This window comes from Citrobacter sp. Cpa228, assembly GCF_030333085.1.
GTDB lineage: Bacteria > Pseudomonadota > Gammaproteobacteria > Enterobacterales > Enterobacteriaceae > Citrobacter > Citrobacter pasteurii.
This window is the reverse complement of the sequence record NZ_JAOWGQ010000030.1, coordinates 130,117-150,929: the sequence shown is the minus strand read 5'-3', so window position 1 is coordinate 150,929 and position 20,813 is coordinate 130,117. Positions and strand designations below refer to the sequence as shown.

General features: G+C 52.7%; 20 protein-coding genes. 14 read left to right on the top strand and 6 right to left on the bottom strand.

Features of this window, described 5'->3' with window-relative positions; all coding sequences use genetic code 11:
* The first annotated feature begins 110 nt into the window (after positions 1–110).
* From OGX91_RS01015 to OGX91_RS00975, 9 genes are all read left to right on the top strand, one after another.
* On the top strand, positions 111–287 hold the full coding sequence (locus OGX91_RS01015) for a type II toxin-antitoxin system HicA family toxin (RefSeq protein WP_005126745.1): 177 nt from the start codon (positions 111–113) through the stop codon (positions 285–287).
* Positions 288–333: 46 nt separating this feature from the next.
* The gene (locus OGX91_RS01010; protein ID WP_005126746.1) at positions 334–750 is read left to right on the top strand and encodes a type II toxin-antitoxin system HicB family antitoxin; all 417 of its coding nucleotides are present in this window, start codon (positions 334–336) and stop codon (positions 748–750) included.
* A 92-nt stretch (positions 751–842) separates the two neighbouring features.
* Positions 843–2,252: an aminotransferase-like domain-containing protein gene (locus OGX91_RS01005; RefSeq protein ID WP_286625190.1), complete on the top strand. Its 1,410-nt coding sequence runs from the start codon at positions 843–845 to the stop codon at positions 2,250–2,252.
* A 329-nt stretch (positions 2,253–2,581) separates the two neighbouring features.
* Positions 2,582–3,727 carry a putative ABC transporter substrate-binding protein YdcS gene (ydcS, locus tag OGX91_RS01000; protein ID WP_005126748.1) on the top strand — a complete coding sequence of 382 codons (1,146 nt, stop codon included), beginning with the start codon at positions 2,582–2,584 and terminating at the stop codon, positions 3,725–3,727.
* Positions 3,728–3,743: 16 nt separating this feature from the next.
* The gene (locus tag OGX91_RS00995; RefSeq protein ID WP_149692276.1) at positions 3,744–4,760 is read left to right on the top strand and encodes an ABC transporter ATP-binding protein; all 1,017 of its coding nucleotides are present in this window, start codon (positions 3,744–3,746) and stop codon (positions 4,758–4,760) included.
* The gene (locus tag OGX91_RS00990; RefSeq protein WP_005126750.1) at positions 4,761–5,705 is read left to right on the top strand and encodes an ABC transporter permease; all 945 of its coding nucleotides are present in this window, start codon (positions 4,761–4,763) and stop codon (positions 5,703–5,705) included.
* Positions 5,695–6,501, top strand: coding sequence for an ABC transporter permease (locus OGX91_RS00985; RefSeq protein WP_005126751.1), 807 nt, complete (start codon positions 5,695–5,697; stop codon positions 6,499–6,501). Before OGX91_RS00990 ends, OGX91_RS00985 begins: the two co-directional genes overlap by 11 nt.
* 21 nt (positions 6,502–6,522) lie before the next feature.
* The gene (gene patD, locus OGX91_RS00980; protein WP_286625189.1) at positions 6,523–7,950 is read left to right on the top strand and encodes an aminobutyraldehyde dehydrogenase; all 1,428 of its coding nucleotides are present in this window, start codon (positions 6,523–6,525) and stop codon (positions 7,948–7,950) included.
* A gap of 319 nt (positions 7,951–8,269) precedes the next feature.
* Positions 8,270–8,572 carry a helix-turn-helix domain-containing protein gene (locus OGX91_RS00975; RefSeq protein ID WP_371414863.1) on the top strand — a complete coding sequence of 101 codons (303 nt, stop codon included), beginning with the start codon at positions 8,270–8,272 and terminating at the stop codon, positions 8,570–8,572.
* 121 nt (positions 8,573–8,693) lie between these two features.
* On the opposite strand, the gene yncL is transcribed toward OGX91_RS00975, so the two are convergent.
* Positions 8,694–8,789 carry a stress response membrane protein YncL gene (gene yncL / locus OGX91_RS00970; protein ID WP_071828932.1) on the bottom strand — a complete coding sequence of 32 codons (96 nt, stop codon included), beginning with the start codon at positions 8,787–8,789 and terminating at the stop codon, positions 8,694–8,696.
* 192 nt (positions 8,790–8,981) lie between these two features.
* Here yncL and OGX91_RS00965 point away from each other — a divergent pair, with 192 nt between their 5' ends.
* Entirely contained in the window at positions 8,982–9,155 is a 174-nt protein-coding gene (locus OGX91_RS00965) for a GhoT/OrtT family toxin (protein ID WP_072041437.1), read from the top strand.
* Between the two features lie 19 nt (positions 9,156–9,174).
* Here the strand turns inward: OGX91_RS00965 and OGX91_RS00960 are convergent, their stop codons facing one another.
* Genes OGX91_RS00960 through OGX91_RS00950 form a run of 3 tightly spaced genes read right to left on the bottom strand, consistent with a single transcriptional unit; the run spans position 9,175 to position 15,624 of the window.
* Positions 9,175–11,334 (bottom strand): virulence factor SrfC family protein, encoded by a 2,160-nt coding sequence (locus OGX91_RS00960; protein ID WP_040230998.1) that lies wholly within the window; start codon positions 11,332–11,334, stop codon positions 9,175–9,177.
* Positions 11,331–14,309, bottom strand: a complete 2,979-nt coding sequence (locus OGX91_RS00955; protein ID WP_005126757.1) for a virulence factor SrfB — start codon at positions 14,307–14,309, stop codon at positions 11,331–11,333. The genes OGX91_RS00960 and OGX91_RS00955 overlap by 4 nt, the downstream gene beginning before the upstream one ends.
* 4 nt (positions 14,310–14,313) lie before the next feature.
* Entirely contained in the window at positions 14,314–15,624 is a 1,311-nt protein-coding gene (locus OGX91_RS00950) for an SrfA family protein (protein ID WP_286625184.1), read from the bottom strand.
* Positions 15,625–15,906: 282 nt separating this feature from the next.
* Between OGX91_RS00950 and OGX91_RS00945 the strand changes: the two genes are divergently transcribed.
* Together OGX91_RS00945 and OGX91_RS00940 are read left to right on the top strand one after the other, a co-directional pair.
* Complete coding sequence (locus OGX91_RS00945; RefSeq protein WP_005126759.1) at positions 15,907–17,505, top strand: ABC transporter substrate-binding protein; 1,599 nt, start codon at positions 15,907–15,909, stop codon at positions 17,503–17,505.
* 17 nt (positions 17,506–17,522) lie between these two features.
* Positions 17,523–17,756 carry a YdcY family protein gene (locus OGX91_RS00940; RefSeq protein WP_005126760.1) on the top strand — a complete coding sequence of 78 codons (234 nt, stop codon included), beginning with the start codon at positions 17,523–17,525 and terminating at the stop codon, positions 17,754–17,756.
* A gap of 77 nt (positions 17,757–17,833) precedes the next feature.
* Here the strand turns inward: OGX91_RS00940 and OGX91_RS00935 are convergent, their stop codons facing one another.
* A complete protein-coding gene (locus tag OGX91_RS00935) occupies positions 17,834–18,283 on the bottom strand; it encodes a DMT family transporter (protein ID WP_005126761.1) in 450 nt (149 codons plus the stop codon).
* A complete protein-coding gene (locus OGX91_RS00930) occupies positions 18,280–18,798 on the bottom strand; it encodes a GNAT family N-acetyltransferase (RefSeq protein ID WP_005126762.1) in 519 nt (172 codons plus the stop codon). Before OGX91_RS00930 ends, OGX91_RS00935 begins: the two co-directional genes overlap by 4 nt.
* A 37-nt stretch (positions 18,799–18,835) precedes the next feature.
* Here OGX91_RS00930 and OGX91_RS00925 point away from each other — a divergent pair, with 37 nt between their 5' ends.
* Positions 18,836–19,411, top strand: coding sequence for a helix-turn-helix domain-containing protein (locus OGX91_RS00925; RefSeq protein WP_005126763.1), 576 nt, complete (start codon positions 18,836–18,838; stop codon positions 19,409–19,411).
* 69 nt (positions 19,412–19,480) lie between these two features.
* A complete protein-coding gene (curA, locus tag OGX91_RS00920; protein ID WP_199947017.1) occupies positions 19,481–20,515 on the top strand; it encodes an NADPH-dependent curcumin/dihydrocurcumin reductase in 1,035 nt (344 codons plus the stop codon).
* The last annotated feature ends 298 nt before the right edge of the window (positions 20,516–20,813 follow it).

Here is a 20,813-nt window from a genome sequence, read left to right as displayed (position 1 = left end):
TTGAATTGCGTCCTCCCCACGTGAGTTATTTTGCGATATTAGTAGCAAGGTAATTAAAAGGTAATCATAAATGTTTACTTTGTGTATATAATAGACTACAGGGAGGCGCAGTGAAGCAAAGTGAGTTCAGACGCTGGCTTGAATCTCAGGGAGTCGCTGTTACAAACGGCTCAAATCATCTGAAACTGAGATATCAGGGAAGGCGTAGCGTTATGCCCAGACATCCAGGTGATGAAATAAAAGAAGCCTTGCGAAAAGCGATTATTAAGCAGCTCGACTTACTGTAATCATCATCACTACAAGGTTGATTATATGAGGGATTTTGAAAAACCTATGCGTTATCCCGTTACTCTAACACCGGCAGTGGAAGGTGGGTTTGTGGTTTCGTTCCCGGATATTCCGGAAGCATTAACTCAGGGAAATACCCGCCATGACGCTTTGCAGGCCGCGCAGGCGGCATTGATTACCGCTTTTGAATTCTATTTCGACGACAACGAGGCGATTCCTCTCCCCTCGGCGGTTGGCGCTGAAGATGACTACGTGGAAATACCGCTGAGCGTTGCGTCTAAGGTTCTTTTGCTGAATGCCTTCCTTGAATCAAAAATCACCCAACAGGAACTGGCGAACAGGATCGGCAGACCTAAGCAGGAGATCACCCGTTTATTTGATTTAAAGCACACGACAAAAATTGATGCCGTACAGATTGCTGCGCGCGCCTTAGGCAAAGAGCTGGCGTTAACGATGTTGTAAAACTGTTAACTATAACAGTTATAAAAAACACCCTGATTATGTAAACTGATATACACAGTGATTGTCACCGACACCGGTAATCAGGACGAAAAATGAAAAAGTACCAGCGACTGGCGGAGCAAATTCGCGATCAAATCGCGTCTGGCGTATGGCAACCAGGCGATCGGTTGCCCTCTTTGCGCGAGCAGGTGGCAAGCAGCGGGATGAGTTTTATGACTGTGGGGCATGCCTACCAACTGCTGGAAAGTCAGGGGCGGATCATCGCCCGGCCGCAGTCGGGCTATTATGTTGCCGCGCGCCCCGAACGCGAAGCCGCCGTGCCGCCGGTACAGGTCATGCGTGATGAAGCCGTGGATATCAACACCTACATCTTTGACATGCTGCAGGCCAGTCGTGATGCTTCCGTGATGCCGTTTGCATCCGCTTTCCCCGATCCGCGCTTATTTCCGCTTCAGCAGCTTAATCGCTCGCTGGCTCAGGTGAGTAAAACGGCTACCGCCATGAGCGTTATCGAAAACCTGCCGCCGGGAAATGATGAACTGCGTCATGCTATTGCCCGTCGATATGCGCAACAGGGAATGACCCTTTCCCCGGATGAAATTGTGATCACCACCGGCGCACTTGAAGCGCTTAACCTGAGCCTGCAGGCGGTCACTGAGCCGGGAGACTGGGTGATTGTCGAAAACCCGTGTTTTTACGGGGCATTACAGGCTCTGGAGCGATTGCGCCTGAAGGCGTTGTCTGTTGCCACCGACGTGAAGGACGGAATCGACCTTGTCGCACTGGAACAGGCACTACAGGAGTACCCGGTCAAAGCCTGCTGGCTGATGACCAACAGCCAAAATCCGTTGGGTTTTACGCTTAGCGCACAGAAAAAAGCCCATCTGGTCGCATTACTGGAAAAATACAATGTGATGCTGATTGAAGATGATGTTTACAGCGAACTCTATTTTGGCCGGGAGAAACCACTGCCGGCTAAAGCCTGGGATCGAGGGGACAGGGTGTTGCACTGTTCATCCTTCTCGAAATGTCTGGTCCCCGGCTTTCGCATCGGCTGGGTTGCTGCCGGGAAACATGCCCGTCGTATTCAGCGACTCCAGTTGATGAGCACCTTATCCACCAGTTCCCCAATGCAGCTTGCGCTGGTGGACTACCTGTCGACCCGGCGTTATGACGCGCATTTGCGACGGCTACGTCGTCAGCTGGCGGAACGCAAACAGCAGGCCTGGCAAACGTTGCTGCGTCATCTTCCGGCGGAGGTCAAAATACACCATAACGACAGCGGCTATTTTCTGTGGCTCGAACTGCCAGAACCGCTGGATGCGGGAGAGCTCAGTACCCAGGCGCTGGCGCACCACATCAGCATCGCACCAGGCAAGATGTTTTCAACCTCGGGGACATGGTCACGTTTCTTTCGTTTTAATACCGCATGGCACTGGGGTGAACGCGAAGAACAGGCGGTTAAGCAGCTTGGAAAATTAATTCGCGAGATGATGGAATAAAACTGAATGTGCTATTCAATATAAAAGAATAGCGCATTCTTATTTTAGAAATAGTGGAGGTTAAACCCTGATGTTATTTATATCAGGTGCCACCATACGAAATATCAATAGTTCTTCCTGGTGCCACCCTGGCACCTAACTCCTTGTCTATACTCCAGAAGATTAAATCACCTTGCTATAACCCGTGGCGTAATGAGCGTTAGCTCACAACCTGATTAAATTTCCTTGCGCCAGCAGGAACGCTTTCAACACCCCGACTATTTTTAGGAAAGGACATATATTTACGGCAAGGCTGCCGCTCAATATTTTTTCGACAGGAGTAAGACGTTATGAGCAAGCAATTTGCCCTCAGTAGCTTGTGTGCACTCAGTATGACGCTGATGACAGCCCATGCAGCCGAACCCCCAACATCATTAGATAAACCGGAAGGGCGCCTGGATATTATTGCCTGGCCGGGTTATATCGAACGCGGACAAACCGATAAACAATATGACTGGGTTTCGCAGTTTGAGAAGGAAACCGGTTGTGCCGTCAATGTTAAAACAGCGGCCACATCAGACGAAATGGTGAGCCTGATGGCGAAAGGCGGCTATGACCTGGTGACGGCGTCTGGCGATGCTTCACTGCGCCTGATTATGGGCAAACGTGTCCAGCCTATAAATCCTGCGCTTATCCCAAACTGGAAAACTATCGATCCGCGTGTGGTCAAAGGGGAATGGTTTAACGTCGGTGGGAAAGTTTACGGCACTCCGTATCAATGGGGGCCCAACTTGCTGATGTATAATACCAAAACCTTCCCAACGCCGCCGGACAGCTGGAGCGTGGTATTCGCTGCACAAAATCTGCCTGACGGTAAAAGCAATAAAGGGCGAGTCCAGGCGTACGATGGCCCGATCTATATCGCCGATGCGGCGCTGTTCGTCAAAGCCACTCAGCCGCAGTTGGGTATCACCGATCCCTATCAGCTCACCGAGAAACAGTATCAGGCGGTCATCAAAGTCCTGAGCGATCAGCACGCCCTGATTCATCGCTACTGGCATGACACCACTGTGCAAATGAGTGACTTCAAAAACGAAGGTGTGGTGGCATCAAGCGCCTGGCCTTATCAGGCTAACGCCCTGAAAGCAGAAGGCCAGCCAATCGCCACTGTTTTCCCGAAAGAGGGCGTCACCGGTTGGGCTGACACCACCATGCTGCATAGCGAAGCAAAACATCCTGTCTGTGCTTACAAATGGATGAACTGGTCATTAACCCCGAAAGTTCAGGGCGATGTCGCTGCCTGGTTTGGATCTCTGCCGGTCGTCCCTGAAGGTTGTAAAGCCAGCCCGCTGCTGGGCGAAAAAGGCTGTGAAACCAACGGCTATAGCTATTTCGACAAAATTGCTTTCTGGAAAACGCCAATCGCAGAAGGTGGAAAATTCGTTCCTTACAGTCGCTGGACGCAGGATTACATCGCCATTATGGGCGGTCGCTAATTCCGCTGGGGGTTTTATGACGTACGCAGTGGAATTTCATAATGTCTCGCGTCTGTACGGGGATGTCCGTGCAGTTGATGGGGTCAGTATTGCAATTAATGATGGTGAGTTTTTCTCTATGCTGGGGCCATCCGGCTCCGGCAAAACGACCTGTCTGCGCCTGATTGCCGGTTTTGAGCAGCTTTCGGGCGGTTCAATTAAAATTTTTGGTAAGCAAGCCAGTGAATTACCGCCCTGGGAACGGGACGTCAATACGGTTTTTCAGGATTACGCGCTGTTCCCGCATATGTCGATTCTCGACAACGTTGCCTACGGGCTGATGGTCAAAGGCATTGATAAAAAGACACGCCATGCCAGGGCGCGAGAAGCGTTAGACAAGGTTGCGCTCGGCTTTGTCCATGAGCGTAAACCATCACAACTCTCTGGTGGACAGCGTCAGCGTGTAGCGATTGCCCGGGCGCTGGTTAATGAGCCACGCGTCCTGCTGTTGGATGAGCCGCTCGGGGCATTGGATCTCAAGCTACGTGAACAGATGCAGCTTGAGTTGAAGAAGTTACAGCAATCCCTGGGTATCACCTTCATTTTTGTCACTCACGATCAGGGGGAAGCCCTGTCGATGTCCGATCGGGTAGCGGTGTTTAATAACGGTCGCATTGAACAGGTGGATTCACCACGAGAACTCTACATGCGTCCACGGACACCGTTTGTGGCAAGTTTTGTGGGGACGTCAAACGTCTTTGACGAAGCGATGTCGGCAAACGTCTGTGGGTTACAGGGGATGTTCTCGCTGCGCCCGGAACACATTCGGTTAAATGATATGGCGGGCGAGGTTCAGGCTCGGGGTATCATTCAGGCGGTGCAGTACCAGGGCGCGGCGACGCGTTTTGAGCTGAAACTTGCTGGCGGTGAAAAGTTGCTGGTGAGCCAGGCGAACCTGACGGGAGAACTGCTGCCGTCGACGCTGTCGCCGGGTCAGCAGGTGATGGCCTCGTGGTCACGCGATGTCATGGTACCGCTGGTTGAGGAGAGGTGAATGGCTATGAACGTCATACATTCGCCAGCACAGCCGACAAAGCTGAACCGTATCTCAGGGTTCTTCTGGCGTAATCCAGGGCTTGGGCTGTTTTTACTGCTGCTCGGGCCGTTGATGTGGTTTGGCATCGTCTACTTTGGCTCGCTGCTGACGCTGTTGTGGCAAGGATTTTACACCTTCGACGATTTCACCATGTCGGTGACGCCAGACCTGACGCTGGCGAATCTGCAGGCGCTGTTTAATCCGGCTAATTACGACATCATTGTGCGAACATTGACAATGGCGGTGGCGGTGACGATTGCCAGCGCCATTCTGGCGTTCCCGATGGCATGGTATATGGCGCGCTATACCAGTGGCAAAATGAAAGCTTTTTTTTACATTGCCGTCATGTTGCCGATGTGGGCGAGCTATATCGTCAAAGCCTATGCGTGGACGCTGCTGTTAGCGAAAGACGGGGTGGCGCAGTGGTTTCTAACCCATCTCGGGCTGGAGCCACTGTTGACCGCTTTCCTCACCTTGCCGGCTGTCGGCGGTAATACGCTGTCAACATCGGGATTAGGGCGCTTTTTGGTTTTTGTCTACATCTGGCTTCCCTTTATGATCCTGCCGGTTCAGGCTGCTCTGGAACGGCTTCCACCCTCGCTTTTGCAGGCATCGGCTGATTTGGGCGCGCGTCCTCGTCAAACTTTCCGCTATGTGGTTTTCCCGCTGGCAATACCCGGTATAGCCGCCGGTTCAATCTTTACTTTCTCACTGACGCTGGGTGACTTTATTGTGCCGCAACTGGTGGGGCCGCCGGGATATTTCATCGGCAACATGGTGTATTCGCAACAAGGGGCTATCGGCAATATGCCAATGGCGGCGGCATTCACTCTGGTGCCCATTGTCTTAATTGCACTGTATCTGGCGTTCGTGAAGCGTCTGGGAGCTTTCGATGCACTCTGAACGCGCACCCTGGTTACTCAAACTGGCTGCATGGGGAGGAGTTCTTTTTCTGCACTTTCCCATCCTCATCATCGGCACCTATGCTTTTAATACAGAGGAGGCTGCTTTTAGTTTTCCGCCGCAGGGACTGACATTGCGTTGGTTTAGCGTGGCGGCGCAGCGTAGCGATATTCTTGAATCAGTGACGTTGTCACTTAAAATCGCCGCGTTGTCGACAGCAATCGCTTTGGTTCTGGGTACGCTGGCGGCGGCTGCGCTATGGCGCAGGGACTTTTTCGGTAAAAGCGCAATATCGCTGTTGCTGCTGTTGCCGATCGCGCTACCGGGAATTATTACCGGTCTGGCGTTGCTGACGGCATTTAAGACCATCAATCTGGAACCGGGTTTTCTCACGATCGTGGTGGGCCATGCGACGTTTTGCGTGGTGGTTGTCTTTAACAACGTCGTGGCGCGTTTTCGCCGCACCTCATGGAGTCTGGTTGAAGCGTCTATGGATCTTGGCGCCAACGGCTGGCAAACCTTTCGTTATGTCGTGCTGCCCAATCTGGCATCAGCACTGCTGGCGGGGGGCATGCTGGCGTTTGCCTTGTCGTTTGATGAAATCATCGTGACAACGTTCACCGCCGGACATGAAAGAACACTTCCTCTGTGGCTGCTCAATCAACTGGGTCGCCCACGAGATGTGCCTGTTACCAACGTTGTGGCATTGCTGGTAATGCTGGTAACAACACTGCCAATTTTAGGGGCCTGGTGGCTAACGCGTGAAGGCGACACCGTCGCCGGAAACGGTAAATAAACGACGATATGGGAAATTGCTATGCAACATCAATTACTGATTAACGGTGAGCTGGTCAGCGGTGAAGGTGAAAAGCAACCAGTTTATAACCCTGCCACTGGTGAACTTATTCTGGAGATTGCTGAGGCGTCAGCCGCGCAGGTTGATGCTGCGGTACGTGCAGCCGACAGCGCATTTGTCAGTTGGGGGCAAACTACGCCGAAAGTCCGCTCCGAGCTACTGCTGAAACTGGCGGACACTATCGCCGATAACGCGCAAACCTTCGCGGAGCTGGAATCGCTCAACTGCGGTAAACCGCTACATTGTGTGCTTAATGATGAAATTCCGGCCATCGTGGATGTTTTCCGTTTCTTCGCGGGGGCTGCGCGCACCCTGCAAGGACAGGCCGCCGGGGAATATCTGGAAGGGCATACTTCCATGATTCGTCGCGATCCGCTGGGTGTGGTGGCCTCCATCGCGCCCTGGAACTATCCGCTAATGATGGCGGCATGGAAGCTGGCTCCTGCGCTGGCCGCCGGTAACTGCGTGGTGATTAAACCTTCAGAAATTACCCCGCTGACGGCGCTTAAACTGGCGGAATATGCGAAAGATATTTACCCGGCAGGAGTGATTAACGTCCTGTTTGGCCGTGGTAAAACAGTGGGCGACCCGCTGACCGGCCATGAAAAAGTACGTATGGTTTCACTGACCGGTTCAATTGTGACCGGGGAACATATTATCCAGCATACTGCGCCTTCGATTAAACGCACGCATATGGAACTGGGCGGGAAAGCTCCGGTGATTATTTTTGACGATGCTGACCTTGATGCGGTGGTCAGTGGTGTACGGACCTTTGGGTATTACAACGCCGGACAGGATTGCACTGCTGCCTGTCGAATCTACGCGCAAAAAGGCATCTATGATGCGTTGGTCGAAAAACTCGGCGCCGCAGTTGCCAGCCTGAAAATTGGCGCACCGAATGATGAAACGACAGAACTGGGACCGTTAAGCTCACAGGCGCATCTTGACCGGGTCGCCAAAGCGGTCGATGACGCGAAAGCGCTCGGACACGTCAAGGTCATCACCGGCGGCAAAAAAGTGGAGGGTTCAGGCTACTATTTTCCGCCAACGTTGCTGGCGGGCGCGAAACAGGAAGATGCTATTGTGCAGCGTGAAGTCTTTGGTCCGGTGGTCAGTGTTACCGTCTTTGATGATGAAGATCAGGTTCTGGCGTGGGCTAATGATTCGAAGTATGGACTGGCATCGTCAGTCTGGACGCGGGATGTTGGTCGCGCGCACCGACTGAGCGCCCGCCTGCAGTATGGCTGTACCTGGGTCAACACCCACTTCACGTTGGTGAGTGAAATGCCGCATGGGGGACAAAAACAATCAGGCTATGGCAAGGACATGTCGGTCTACGGACTGGAAGATTACACGGTAATTCGCCATGTCATGATCAAGCATGAGTAATGTCATAAACCGCGGACGGTAAAAGGGGGCACGGATAGCTAAATATCGATAAACGTGTCGCTATACTATGCGCGCCACTGGCCTCGTCGCCATCGGACGGCGGTAAGTTGGAAATATCCGCGAGGTCAGGCTAATTTGCCCACCATCAGGCCCCGGCACAATGTCGGGGCCTGATTATTTAGGTGATTGTTCTAACGATGGCACAGGCTACATAGCCAGGCGATGAACGCACAGATAGTCAGAACCAGTCCCGGTTGCTGCACGATACCCGCTAACCCATCCTAACTGTCCGAAAAGAAACGGGGCCAGGCTGTAGTAGTTGAATAGCATAGTATTCAACAGGGCGTTACCGCCCCGACTGAATCAGTTGCCCCGCCTGGCCGGTGCTTGCGAACGGACAATCAGCCGCATCTTTATCAGGGATGCAGGGATGAACTATCAGACCTGGCGGCAGCAATTCAGGCTGTTAAAAGCGATGGAGATGGCGGAGGGTGACGCAATCAGCCAGGTGGCGCAACAGCTGGAATTTGTTAGCGCTAGTGCTTTCATCGTGTTTTTTCGGCAGCTAACAGGTACAACACCGACCCGCTATCACGGGGGAATAATGCCGCAGAAGGATTAGGGGTATTACATATTAAGGATAATTTACCGGGCAGTGATGGAGTGGGAAGATCGTTTACTAATGGCAGAGAGAAGATTTTCTCTCTGCCAGCAGGCGCTGCAATTCATCAAAAAGAGTCACATCAAGCAAACCAGCCGAACCTTACGGAGATCAGGCTGAAAAGTCCTACAGCAGCAAATATATTTATCAGCACCACGGTCTTACTGGAAACATTCATTTTTGCCACCTTTCGTTTTAACCCCTTTGTGTATAGTACGGCTTATAGCTATCCGCAATAGTACGAAATCTGAACATATTGAAAGTGGGCCGTTATTTAGCCGGCTTTCTTAAATAAATGAATAAAACTTGATGTAGGTCATAAAAAAGAGCATATTGCGCGCGATTTTCTCTTCTGGCCTGGATGCCCTAAATGTCTCTGTATCAAAAAATGTTGGTTTTTTATGCGGTAATGGCTGCAATTGCGGCCATTACCACCTGGTTTCTGTCGCGTGATAAAAAACGTATTCGCTTTCTGAGCGCGGTATTAGTCGGGGCGACATGGCCGATGAGCTTTCCCGTCGCACTCCTGTTTTCTCTTTTCTGATGGCGTTGTCAGTGCCGTTTCAGGGGGCCAGCAGAGCGACTAATCGCAATCTGTCGTCTTTGGTTACGTCCAGAGGATGCTGGTATCCCACGTTTTCATTCGCACGGGTGTACAACGCAACCAGCCAGTCGTAAACGTGTCGGCTTGCACCGTGCTGCGGCTGCTCATCCAATTGAGTCAGGCGCGACATCGGTTGTTGTACTGGCGCGCTGAAAATAGCCGCACCCTTGAGGATCCTGCTGGCAGGGCGTTGAGCCTCTGCAACGTTAGCGTAGCCGAGCCAGGTAATAAAATCACCGATATCGGCGTGTAACTGCGCCCCGCAGACATTCTCTCGCTGCATAATCTGCTGAAGGCGTTGAGGCATCTCCAGCCGATAGCTGGTGGTGATAAGAATGTCGGCTACCTGTCTAAGCGTTCGCGGATCAAGCCGCAATCGGCGCGCATTATTGTCATCACGACACCACTGACGCACATGGTTGATCCACATTTTGTGCGCCTGGTACCCGGTCTCTTTGCTTTCGGATGCATGCGACGGTTCCCGGACGTCGGCAAACAGGTCAATCTCTTCATTAAAGAGTCCACTGACTTGTTCTTCGCGTGGCTGCTGGATTCGCAGCAACGACTCAAAGCAGCGCATCGGTGGTAGTAACCCCTCCAGGAGTTCACCATGCTTTGCTGCCTGGGCCTGAAGCTGGCGGATCACTGTCTCGCTGGAGTCTGGCATGCTTTCGCTGTCGTTAAGCCAACTCATCAGCGCCTCACGAACACGTTGTTGATGTTGTTCATGCAGGGACGTTAATCGCGACTGGCGTTGTTGAGCGGATGTCGCTTGCGACAGCCATTCAGCAAGGCGCAACAGGCTGTGTTTATCCAGTGCCTGCAATGTCCCCCAGCGCAACCCGGGCTTGCCCATTAATTGCTGCACAGCCTCATCAAGGTTTTGCTGTGTGCTAAAACGAGCATCTTGTGGCGTAATGGCCCACACAACCCCCGGTAACGCCGCATCATGTACGGGTTGGGTATCGTTGGCCCAGCTCATCAGTTTACGCGTGATGGCCGGTGTCTGCGAGCGTGAAGACACTGCGTTGCAGATCAGCAGGACATCGGGTTGCAGATGCTGGCGGTAATGTTCCAACATCCAGCCTAATTTGGCCCGCCACAGCGGGTTGGGGTGGGCATCCGGTGCGAGGGGAATATCGAGCAGGTCAACGTTTTCCAACACCGAGTCTTCGACAGTCAGCACCAGTTCACGCGTCAGCAGCGCCAGCGATTCCAGCGACAGACTGACCGCGTTAAGCAACTGATGGTTTGCAACAGGATGAACCACCACATCGCTTTGCGCGTCGTTCCCGGTTAATGCGACCTGGGTCAGGAAGCTTTCGGCAGGCAAGCCAAAATGATCGACCAACAAACTCAGCGGTGCGGCTAGCTCGTGCGCCTGTCCGGTTTGTTGCAAAGTATGCGCTAATGCCAGCCATTGCTGCGTTAGCTCTGGTTGTTCTCCCCACAACAGCGCCCAGGCGTGAGCGCGGGTGGTCAGATCCAGCGCCGGCAGCAACGTAGCAAATTGATGCCATAGCGCATCATCAATTTGCTGCTGGTTCGCAGGAACACAAGATCGCCAGAAACGGCCGATAGCGGCTACGTCATGTGCCGTGATGCCCTGAACCGGATGACGTTGACGCAGCGTTTGCCATTTTTCTAACCGGGCTTCAATAATCGATTTTTCAACCTGGCGGCTGTCAGGCATTGCGCAAAACTGCGTGATAAACAGCTGTACCAGTTCCGCTTCACTCAGCAGGTGCAGGCGCAGAGGCCATTCGCTATCAACGGGATTGTCTTCACGCGTAAAGCGGATCGCCATATTGGTCGGCGCATGGCCCGGATTGATATGCGAAAAGTAATCAAAACTGCGATCCGGTGTAGCAATATTCAATTTCCCACTAGTGTTGCTGCACAGTGCGGACAACAGATGTGCTTTTGCTGGCTGTGAATGACCGTACAGACCCACACAGCCACGCGATGAAAACGCCGTGTTCAGCGCAGACTCAGTAACCGCGGCGATGGTGAGCTGAGCGAGCAGGGAATCCGCCTCATCATCAAGACGCGCTGCGCGCTGGCGTGTGTCATTCACCCATTCGATGGCGGCTTGTGCTGTGTTAAACATCTTACTCATTTCAGGTACACACTCCCGCTATCAATCCAGTAATGGCTGCCGCTATGGCGACGATCTGCCAGTGTATTCAGTTTTAACGTTAGGGCATTGGCGGCAACGGGCGTGCCATCCTGTAGCCAGGCATCACTGAGAACGAAAAATTCCGGCCCTGTCTCTTTGCTGCCGCCGCGCAGTTGCAGCCGTACATTTAATACACCGTCACCGGCAATCGTTTTTGCCAGCTCAGCAGAATTGATGCTCAGCGTATACAGCGGGGTGGCTGGCCAGCGGCTGTTTGCTAACTGGCGAAAGCCCAGCGTCACGTTGCCGCGCAGTGGGAAGTGCAGACGGGTATCCAGTTTTGCTCCAGGTTTATCCAGATCGATGTCGTGATACCAGATATTCTCATCGCGCAACGTATTGACCGTATTATCCAGTACACCAAGGTAGCGGACCGTCGAGTACGCGCCGATATCCGCAGCTTTAAAATTAAAGCGCGGCAGGCGTAAATCCAGCGCCAGGCTACACAGCATCGCGCCAACGGCAGCGGTAGATTTTGGATTGCCGATACGCCCTTGCTGGCTGAACGGATACCACTCATGTACGCGATAGCTGTCCATCCAGATCATGCGGTTGACCGGAACGGGTTGCAGATGGCGGATTAGCGCCTGAACCCCTGGCAAACAGGCGGGTCTGCCAGTGACTAACAAAATATCGCAACGATAGTGGGAAATCGCTTCACAAACGGCGTGCAGAGGGGATGTCAGGGTAAATTGCCCTGCCAGCAGCGCTTCTTGCAACTGTCTGAACTGCACCTGCAACGGAACGCTCAGCACATCAAAAGCCGGTGAACCAGACGGCAATGCATGATCGATAGCCTGTTGGATATAGTTCATCACATTGCGTGTCGGACGCTGAGAAAGCAGTTCGCCAAAGGTAGCATGCAACCCCGCTACGGGATCGTTAATATCGCTTTGCTCCCAGGCACTGAGCACCGCATGACCCAGTGGCATAAAGAGCTGCAACGCGGTTTGTTGTCGCAAAATAGCCTGAGTATCGATTCTCCCGGAATCACCAAACAGTGTGGCCAGCAGGGCGGCGGCATCGGTCACGCCAGCCTGTTGTAAGCGGGTTTGCAGGGCGGGCAGTATGCAGCGTTGTATGACATCCAACAACATGTCATCCCCGGCGACTTTGAAGCCTTCACGAAACAGCAGATGCGGGGTGATTTTGACATTCGCCCCAACGCCGTCATCCAGTTGATAATGGACCACGGCCATATCCGTCGTGCCGCCGCCAATATCGATGGAGGCGACGCGCAATGCTCGACCTTTAACTTCACCGGGTTCTGGCTGGCGGTCCGGACGGGCGAGGGCGTTAAAGAATGATTCTGTATGCCCGTCATAGTGTGAAATCGCTTCGTTGTACAGCCAAACCAACTGTCCGCAGCTGGCCTCATCCCACTCCATCTGGATCTCAGGTACGGGAACGACGCTCTTTTCTTGCTGTTTGCGGGTGGTAAAATCCTCGTCCTGCGGGTGCCAGCCCATTGCTTTCCAGACCAGCGCAATGGCCTCAAACATACGCAGACGGAAGATCTCGCGCTCCTGTTTTGGCATGGCTGACGGCAGAGTGAGGATCAGCGTGCGCAACTGGCGTGGAGAGGCCGGGAACCCGAGACGCAGCCGCGTCGCTACGCTGTTAATTTGCCCCAGCGCCTGGGCCAGGATCTCACACAACATATGCGTCATCAGCGTGCTGCGGCTGTATTGTGGTGAGAACACCGGCAGCCGGTCATCTTGCGGCAGGCTGAACAGCGGCTGACCGTCATCGTTCATCAGATTCATCAGCGGGAAGGCGGTAGCCAGCGGCTCGCGCTGCGTTTTACCGTTCATCTGGCTAAAGCGCCAGTCGTGTAAAACGGGGGTTTCATCCCATAAATACCGACGTGGGCTGGAGATCCCACTACTGCCTTCCGTTCCCATACGCTGCATCGCCAGCTTACGGGCTTCATCCCCAACGCGGACAATCGACGGCCAGATAAAGGCATCATCGCGGCCGCTCTCAACGGAGAAATGTTGCTTACCAAAGCGCGCCTCAGAAAACTCCAGTCGACTGGTGAACAGTGGATCGTTGAGGAACTGTGGTTCGCTTAATGAACGCACCTGCAATTCAGCCGTCTGACGCAAACCGTCATTGGCATCGCCATGATCTTCAATCAACACGCCGCAGGTGTGGGTATTGCCAATATCCAGAATGAGATCGACAGGAATAGCGGGCGTGCTGAGCGTATGGGTCACCAACTTCACTTCCGGGACGGAAAGTTGTTCGCCTAACAGGGTCAACAAATTCAGCCAGTGCGCCTGGTATTCAAAGTTTCGTAGAGCTTGTTGGATCTCCTGCTCTGAACGGTCTTCTTGCTGTGTGACGTGCTGCAAAAAGGACTCGCGTAGCCAGCCATCAATCCACGTCTGGTCGAGGAAATCTGCGATCTCATTATCGTGCCAGGCCAGCGCAAATCGCGTGCCATTCAGCAGATCGTTCTCATTTGGCGTCAATGCTGCCGGGGCTTCAGTCAACTGACTGTCCAGCGCCACCGTGACACGGTGAGTATTGCCGGCACTGTCCGGCTGCGCGAGTTTTCGCACCTGGACGCGCGCCCAGTTATCCGGGCCTTCAACAAAGGTGCGGGGCGGGTTAAAACGCAGGAACGGCAGCGGCAACCAGACACCGTCAAGTACGTCCAGAGAATAATGCAGCGTCTGCGTGCTTTCCGGTTTCACTACTTCGGGTTGGCCGCCGGTATTGCCCGGCAGGGTATAGCGTCCCGACGCAAGATCAAAATCCAGACGCAGTAGGGGACCGTTTGCCGTTTTGCGAACAAAACGACCGTGGTGCGCAGATTCCTGTGGTGTCAGCCCAAAATCCAGAAATTGCACACCGCTATTGGCGATGAGCGTTACGCTCTGTTTGTAATCACACAGATTCACCAACATAAAATCAGGCACCTATCTTTTTGATCGTCAATGGGATTTCCGCGTGTTCGTCATAACGTGCGGTACAAGCTGCGACGTCGTTTGTTCCTGCTTTACAGGTGATTTCAGGCATTGGGTAACGCGAACCGTCCGTGCAACGGGCATTCCCGCGACTCTTAATCATTAATTCGCCCGATTGATGCAGACCAGAGAAAATTTCGGCGCGGCAAACGATATTGTCGCCATGCACCACGCGCGCAGTACCCTTATTGGCCTGGATTTGATAACGCAGCGACGGGGCTTTACCGCTGATCGGATCTTTTATATCGACCAGCACACGCCAGTTGCCGTTAAGAAAACGTGTTGTACCTGCCTTCATCTGGTTGGCATCCATCACCAGCGCATCTTTCGGGATGGCGGCTATCACCACCGGTCCTTCTACGGACCTCTCTTTTTTCACTGGTGGAATAACGTCAGCCCGATGTAGCGGTAGTGAAGGTGTTAGTTCAGGCAGCGGTTTACTGTCTACCTTTGCAACGTCAATGGGGGCAACCGCAGGTGCGGGAGATTCCGTGTGTTGTTTCCACAATAGCGGCCCTGCAATGGCGGCAATCACTGCTGCAGCAACGGGTAGGCTCCACAGCGGCAGGCGACGCGTGGACTTACGCTGTACTGGCCGCGGCACGATCTCTGGCTCACTGACAATGACCGGGGGTTGTGGTTCGGGTTCAGCGGGTTTCGGTAGCTCAATAGCTGTTGTCAGCAGCGGGGTATCGGCCTCGGCGAAAGTGATTTCCGCCGGGATTTCTTCGACTTCCGGCTCCGGTTCAGGTGCCAATACAACCGGGGGAACGTCGGTATGACGCAGGCAATCGAGTACATCGTCACGGGTGTTTTCATTCAGATTGACGAAGCCCCAGAACGTAATGACGGGTTTGCCATCAACCAGGAACACGTGGTTCTCACCTGGAAACTGGATGGCTTTGTCGAGTAGTGAACCAAACAGTTGCAGAGCAGTTTTACCCGATTGCAGGCTTTTCCGACTCAGGGCCGCGGCATTCTCCAGCGTACTGGACAGATAGCGCAGAGCCCGAAAACGCGCATCTTCATCAGCGGCTTTCCACGCGACAGCCTTTCCTTCCACCGGGGAATACCAGTCCACCCGATCGCCACTGTCGTTAACTTGTGGGATTGCCAGACAATCCGCCATCGCCTGTTGTTTACGCAGACGAAGCGTTTCACGAATTTGTAGTGCTGAATCAAACACGACCTGACCACCGCCACCCACGGCCTGATAGTCATCCAAATTGCCGCTGCGCAAGAGAGTTTTTGCCACGTAATTGCCCCTTAGACTTCTTCACACATCTACTTTACGGGGAATAAAAGTAAGCAAACGTCGGAAGAGAGGCAAAAAGGGGCGAATTTTCATGGCATAGAGTATTAGGAAAAATCTTGACGTTTTGAAAAAGACTTAAGGTAAATTATTTCACCTGCGATGATGAATTAATCAGCGAAACCCGCCAGATTAGAATAACCTGATAGAGATTTGTTATTAGTGCGGCTTTGCCAGCTATGCTCTGATAGACGAGTAAATAATAAAAGAAGAAGGCTTATAACCATGATTGCAAGGAAAACGCTGCTCGCGCTGGCACTCAGCGCTGTCTTACCAACAGGCGCTGCATATGCCGCCAGTACTGATACCATCGTTTACTGTTCTGAAGCATCCCCGGAATCATTTAACCCCCAAATAGCCAGTTCAGGTCCGTCGTTTGTCGCCAGTTCACAGGTGTTGTACAACCGATTGATCAACTTCGATCCGGTCAAAAATACCCCTGTCCCGTCTCTGGCAACGGAGTGGACAATTTCCCCCGACGGCAAGACCTACACGTTTACCCTGCGTCAGGGCGTGAAGTTCAATAGTAATAAGTTCTTTAAACCTACACGTGATTTCAATGCTGATGACGTCGTTTTCTCAGTATTACGCCAGAAAGATGCCGATCATCCGTACCATAAGGTTTCACAGGGTAGCTATGAATATTTCAACGATGTTGGCCTGGACAAACTGATCAAAGAGGTTAAGAAGGTTGATGATTATCACGTTCAGTTTGTTCTGAACGAACCCAACGCTGCATTTCTTGCTGACTGGGGAATGGATTTTGCCTCTATTCTTTCGGCAGAATATGCCGACGAGATGCTGAAAAAAGGCACGCCGGAAAACGTCGATAACTGGCCGATTGGTACCGGGCCTTATGTCTTGCAACAGTACAAGCAGGATTCACAAATCCGCTATCTGGCCAACCCGAACTACTGGGATGGTGCGGTACCAACGAAACATCTGATTTTCTCCATCACACCAAACGTACAGACGCGACTGGCGAAACTGCAAACCAACGAATGCCAGATTATTCCCGCGCCAGCACCGGTGCAGTTTGAAGAAATCAAAAAGAACAAGGATCTGACGCTGCATTCGGTCGAAGCGCTGAACGTCGGTTATCTGGCGTTTAATACGGAGAAAAAGCCGTTTGATAACGTACTTGTGCGCCAGGCGCTGAACTATGCGACAGATAAAAAAGCCATTATTAACGCGGTCTTTTTAGGTTCCGGAACGGTGGCGAAATCGCCAATCCCGCCGAATATGATGGGCTTCAATAAAGATCTGAAAGATTACGCTTACGACCCGCAGAAAGCGAAAGAACTGCTGAAGAAAGCGGGGCTGGAAAACGGTTTTGAAGCGACGCTGTGGTCTATGCCGGTGCAGCGCCCATATAACCCGAACTCTCGTCGTATTGCCGAGATGATCCAAAGTGACTGGGCAAAAGTTGGTGTGAAGGCGAAAATCGTCTCCTGGGAATGGGGTGAATATCTCTCCGGGATGCGTAAAGGCGAGCACGATACTGCGTTGTTTGGCTGGATGTCAGATAACGGTGACCCGGATAACTTTGCCGATGTTCTGCTGGGTTGTGACAGCATTAAAACCGGATCAAACGCCGCGCGCTGGTGTGATAAAGAGTATAATTCGCTGGTTCAAAAGGCGAAACTGGTAAGCAAACCGCAAGAGCGCGCCGCACTTTACCAGCAGTCGCAAGAAATTTTCTATCAGCAGGCTCCGTGGATTGCGCTGGCGAATGGTAAAACCTTCTATGCCACACGCAGCAACGTCAGCGGATACAGTGTTAGCCTGATGGGCAGTGATTTTTCAAAAGCGAAATTAAATTAATGAGTTAAGGAGGGAGTATGTCGCATCTGGATGAGGTCAGCGCACGTGTTGATGCCGCCATTGAAGACAGCGTCATTACGCATATGAATGAATTGCTGATTGAACTGAGCGATGATGTTGCGCTGAGCCGGGAAGATCGTTACACCCAGCAACAACGTTTGCGTACGGCAATTGCACATCATGGGCGCCAGCATAAAGAAGATATGGAAGCGCGTCGTGAGCAGTTGACCAAAGGCGGCTCTATTCTTTGATATTTCCTTGCCGGATGGCGGTGTTCACACCTTATCCGGCGTTCTGTAGGCCTGATAAGCAAAGCGCCATCAGGCAATTAAAACGAACGTCTTGCCACCAGCCAGGCACCCACAACCAGCAATATCGCACCGCATACCGGACCCGCCAGCGCGCGAAGCGGTACACCCTGGCTACGCAGAATATCCAGCACCAGACCGCCAATAAGCTGGCTGGCGACCAGCACCGCGATGGTGGTGGCGGCGCCTACGTTTTGGTATCCGCTGATGCTGGCAAAAACAAAGAACGATCCCAGTAAACCCGGGATCAATGTCCACCAGCGCACGCTGGAAACCAGTTCGCCAAACCCCGCCGCACCTTGTTTAAACCACAGTATGCTGACAAACAGGACGATCCCGACCAGTGAGTTAAGCAACATAGCAATAAGGATTGTCGAGGACGTCTGGGTAATGCGCACCATCAAGGTATTTTGCACCACCAGACCAATACCTGCGGTAATCAGAAAGGAGAGAGTCAGCGTCTGGTTCATCTGCCGGCATCCGGTTCGCTGCGGTCGTCTAACTGCAGTTGCATAAAGGTCAGATCCAGCCAACGACCAAATTTAGTCCCGACCTGGGGCATCTGCGCGGTAATATTGAAGCCCAGCGTGCTATGCAGGTGGAGCGATGCCTGATTTTGCGACTCAATTCCTGCCACCATGACATGCTTGCCACACGCGCGCGCTTCTTCAATGAGTCTGCTGAGCAGCCTGCGCCCCAGTCCTTTTCCCTGATGTTCCGGGTGTACGTACACGGAATGTTCGACGGTATGACGGAAACCGTCAAAGTTGCGCCAGTCGCCAAAAGAGGCGTATCCCGTAACCACGCCATTCTCTTCACTTACCAGCACCGGATAGCCCATCAACTGACGGGCTTCGTACCAGGAAATCCGGTTTTCGGCATCGACCGTTTGATCGTTCCAGATAGCCGCCGTATGCAGTACCGCGTGGTTGTAGATTTCGGCAATAGCGGCACAGTCTTCTTTACTGGCAAATCGAATTGACATGTTGAACCTCAGGGCTTGTTCACTATAGTATTACAATATGAATACTATTGAAGACAGCATAAATCAACGGATCGCTGCAAGAATTCGCATTGAGCGGGAATCTCGCGGCTGGTCACTGACGGAACTTGCCGAGCGCGCGGGCGTGTCGCGGGCGATGATCCATAAAATAGAGCGCGGTGAAAGCAGTCCAACGGCCACGCTGCTGGGTAGGCTCTCCGGCGCCTTTGGTATCAGCATGTCTATGCTGATTGCCCGAGCTGAAATGCAGGAGGGCAAGCTGCTGCGCTTCGCTGATCAGCCGGTCTGGCACGATCCGCAAAGCCACTATTTACGCCGCCATGTTTCTCCGCGCAGCGATCTGCCTATCGATCTGGTGCAAATCGAATTACCGGCTGGCAGTGATATCCCGATGCCCGCCGCTTCCTACGTGCAGGCCCGACAGCTTCTCTGGTTGCAGCAGGGAGAATTGGTGTTTGTGGAAGGTGATACACGCCATGAAATGAAAGCAGGGGATTGCCTGGAGCTGGGTCCACCAAACGACTGTCGGTTTATCAATGAAACCGCGCAGTCCTGCGTTTATCTGGTTGTGCGGTTAAACCACGCTGGCAATTAATGTGAAAGCATCACAGAGATAGCACGTCTACTATTGATGGATTCATGCCAAAAGCTGAGGAGAACATCAATGGGTCAACAAATGCAACGCAATCGTCGCTGGGTTCTGGCGTCACGCCCGCATGGCGCACCGGTTCCCGGTAACTTTCGTCTTGAAGAAGAGGCCATCACGCCGCCCGGTGACGGAGAGGTATTACTGCGTAACGTCTACCTCTCACTCGATCCCTATATGCGTGGGCGTATGAGCGACGAACCGTCTTATTCGCCTCCGGTTGAGATTGGCGCAGTGATGGTGGGCGGCACGGTCAGTCGGGTCGTGGCATCGAATCATTTGGATTTTAAACCCGGTGAATGGGTGTTGAGCTATAGCGGCTGGCAGGACTTCGCCATCTCAAAGGGTTCTGATTTGGTAAAGCTAGGCGATCACCCTGAGCATCCTTCCTGGGCGCTTGGTCTGCTGGGTATGCCGGGCTTTACGGCGTATATGGGGCTGCTGGATATTGGTCAGCCCAAAGCCGGTGAGACACTGGTTGTTGCTGCGGCAACCGGACCTGTTGGCGCAACAGTGGGCCAGATCGGCAAGCTGAAGGGCTGTCGGGTCGTTGGTGTGGCTGGTGGAGCAGAGAAATGTCGCCATGCTACCGACGTGTTGGGTTTTGATATCTGCCTTGATCATCATGCCCCTGATTTCGCACTCCAACTGGCACAAGCCTGTCCGCAAGGTATCGATATCTATTATGAAAACGTCGGCGGTAAAGTTTTTGATGCCGTTTTGCCGTTACTCAACACCTCCGCGCGTATTCCGCTGTGTGGTCTGGTGAGCGGTTATAACGCCACATCACTGCCGACGGGCCCAGACCGTTTACCGCTGCTTATGGCCACGTTACTGAAAAAACGCATCCGCTTGCAGGGCTTTATCATTGGTCAGGATTATGGTCACCGTATTCATGAATTTCAGCGAGAAATGGGGCGCTGGGTTCAGGAAGGCAAGATCCACTATCGCGAGCAGGTCACAGAGGGGCTGGAAAATGCACCGGAGACCTTTATCGGTCTGCTGACCGGGAAAAACTTTGGCAAGGTCGTAATTCGCCTTGCTGAAGAGTGATGCGGCGAGGTTAAAGAGGGTAACTGCCTGATGGCGCTTCGCTTATCTGGCCTACATAGTGCTATATAGTGTGTCAAATGTAGGCCAGATTTGGCATCAACGCCGCCATACGGCAAGCGTTGTCGAGCCAATCTGTTTGAATATTGATTTCGCCGCAAGCGAGTATTCATGGAGAAAATAAGAAGGTTTTCACCGAAAGTGAATAAACACTCCACTTTGCGATAAATAATGATTACTATTCTCATTCTTAAAAGGCAAAACTATGATTTTGCTCATTGAAGCTATGTGAAGCAGTAAC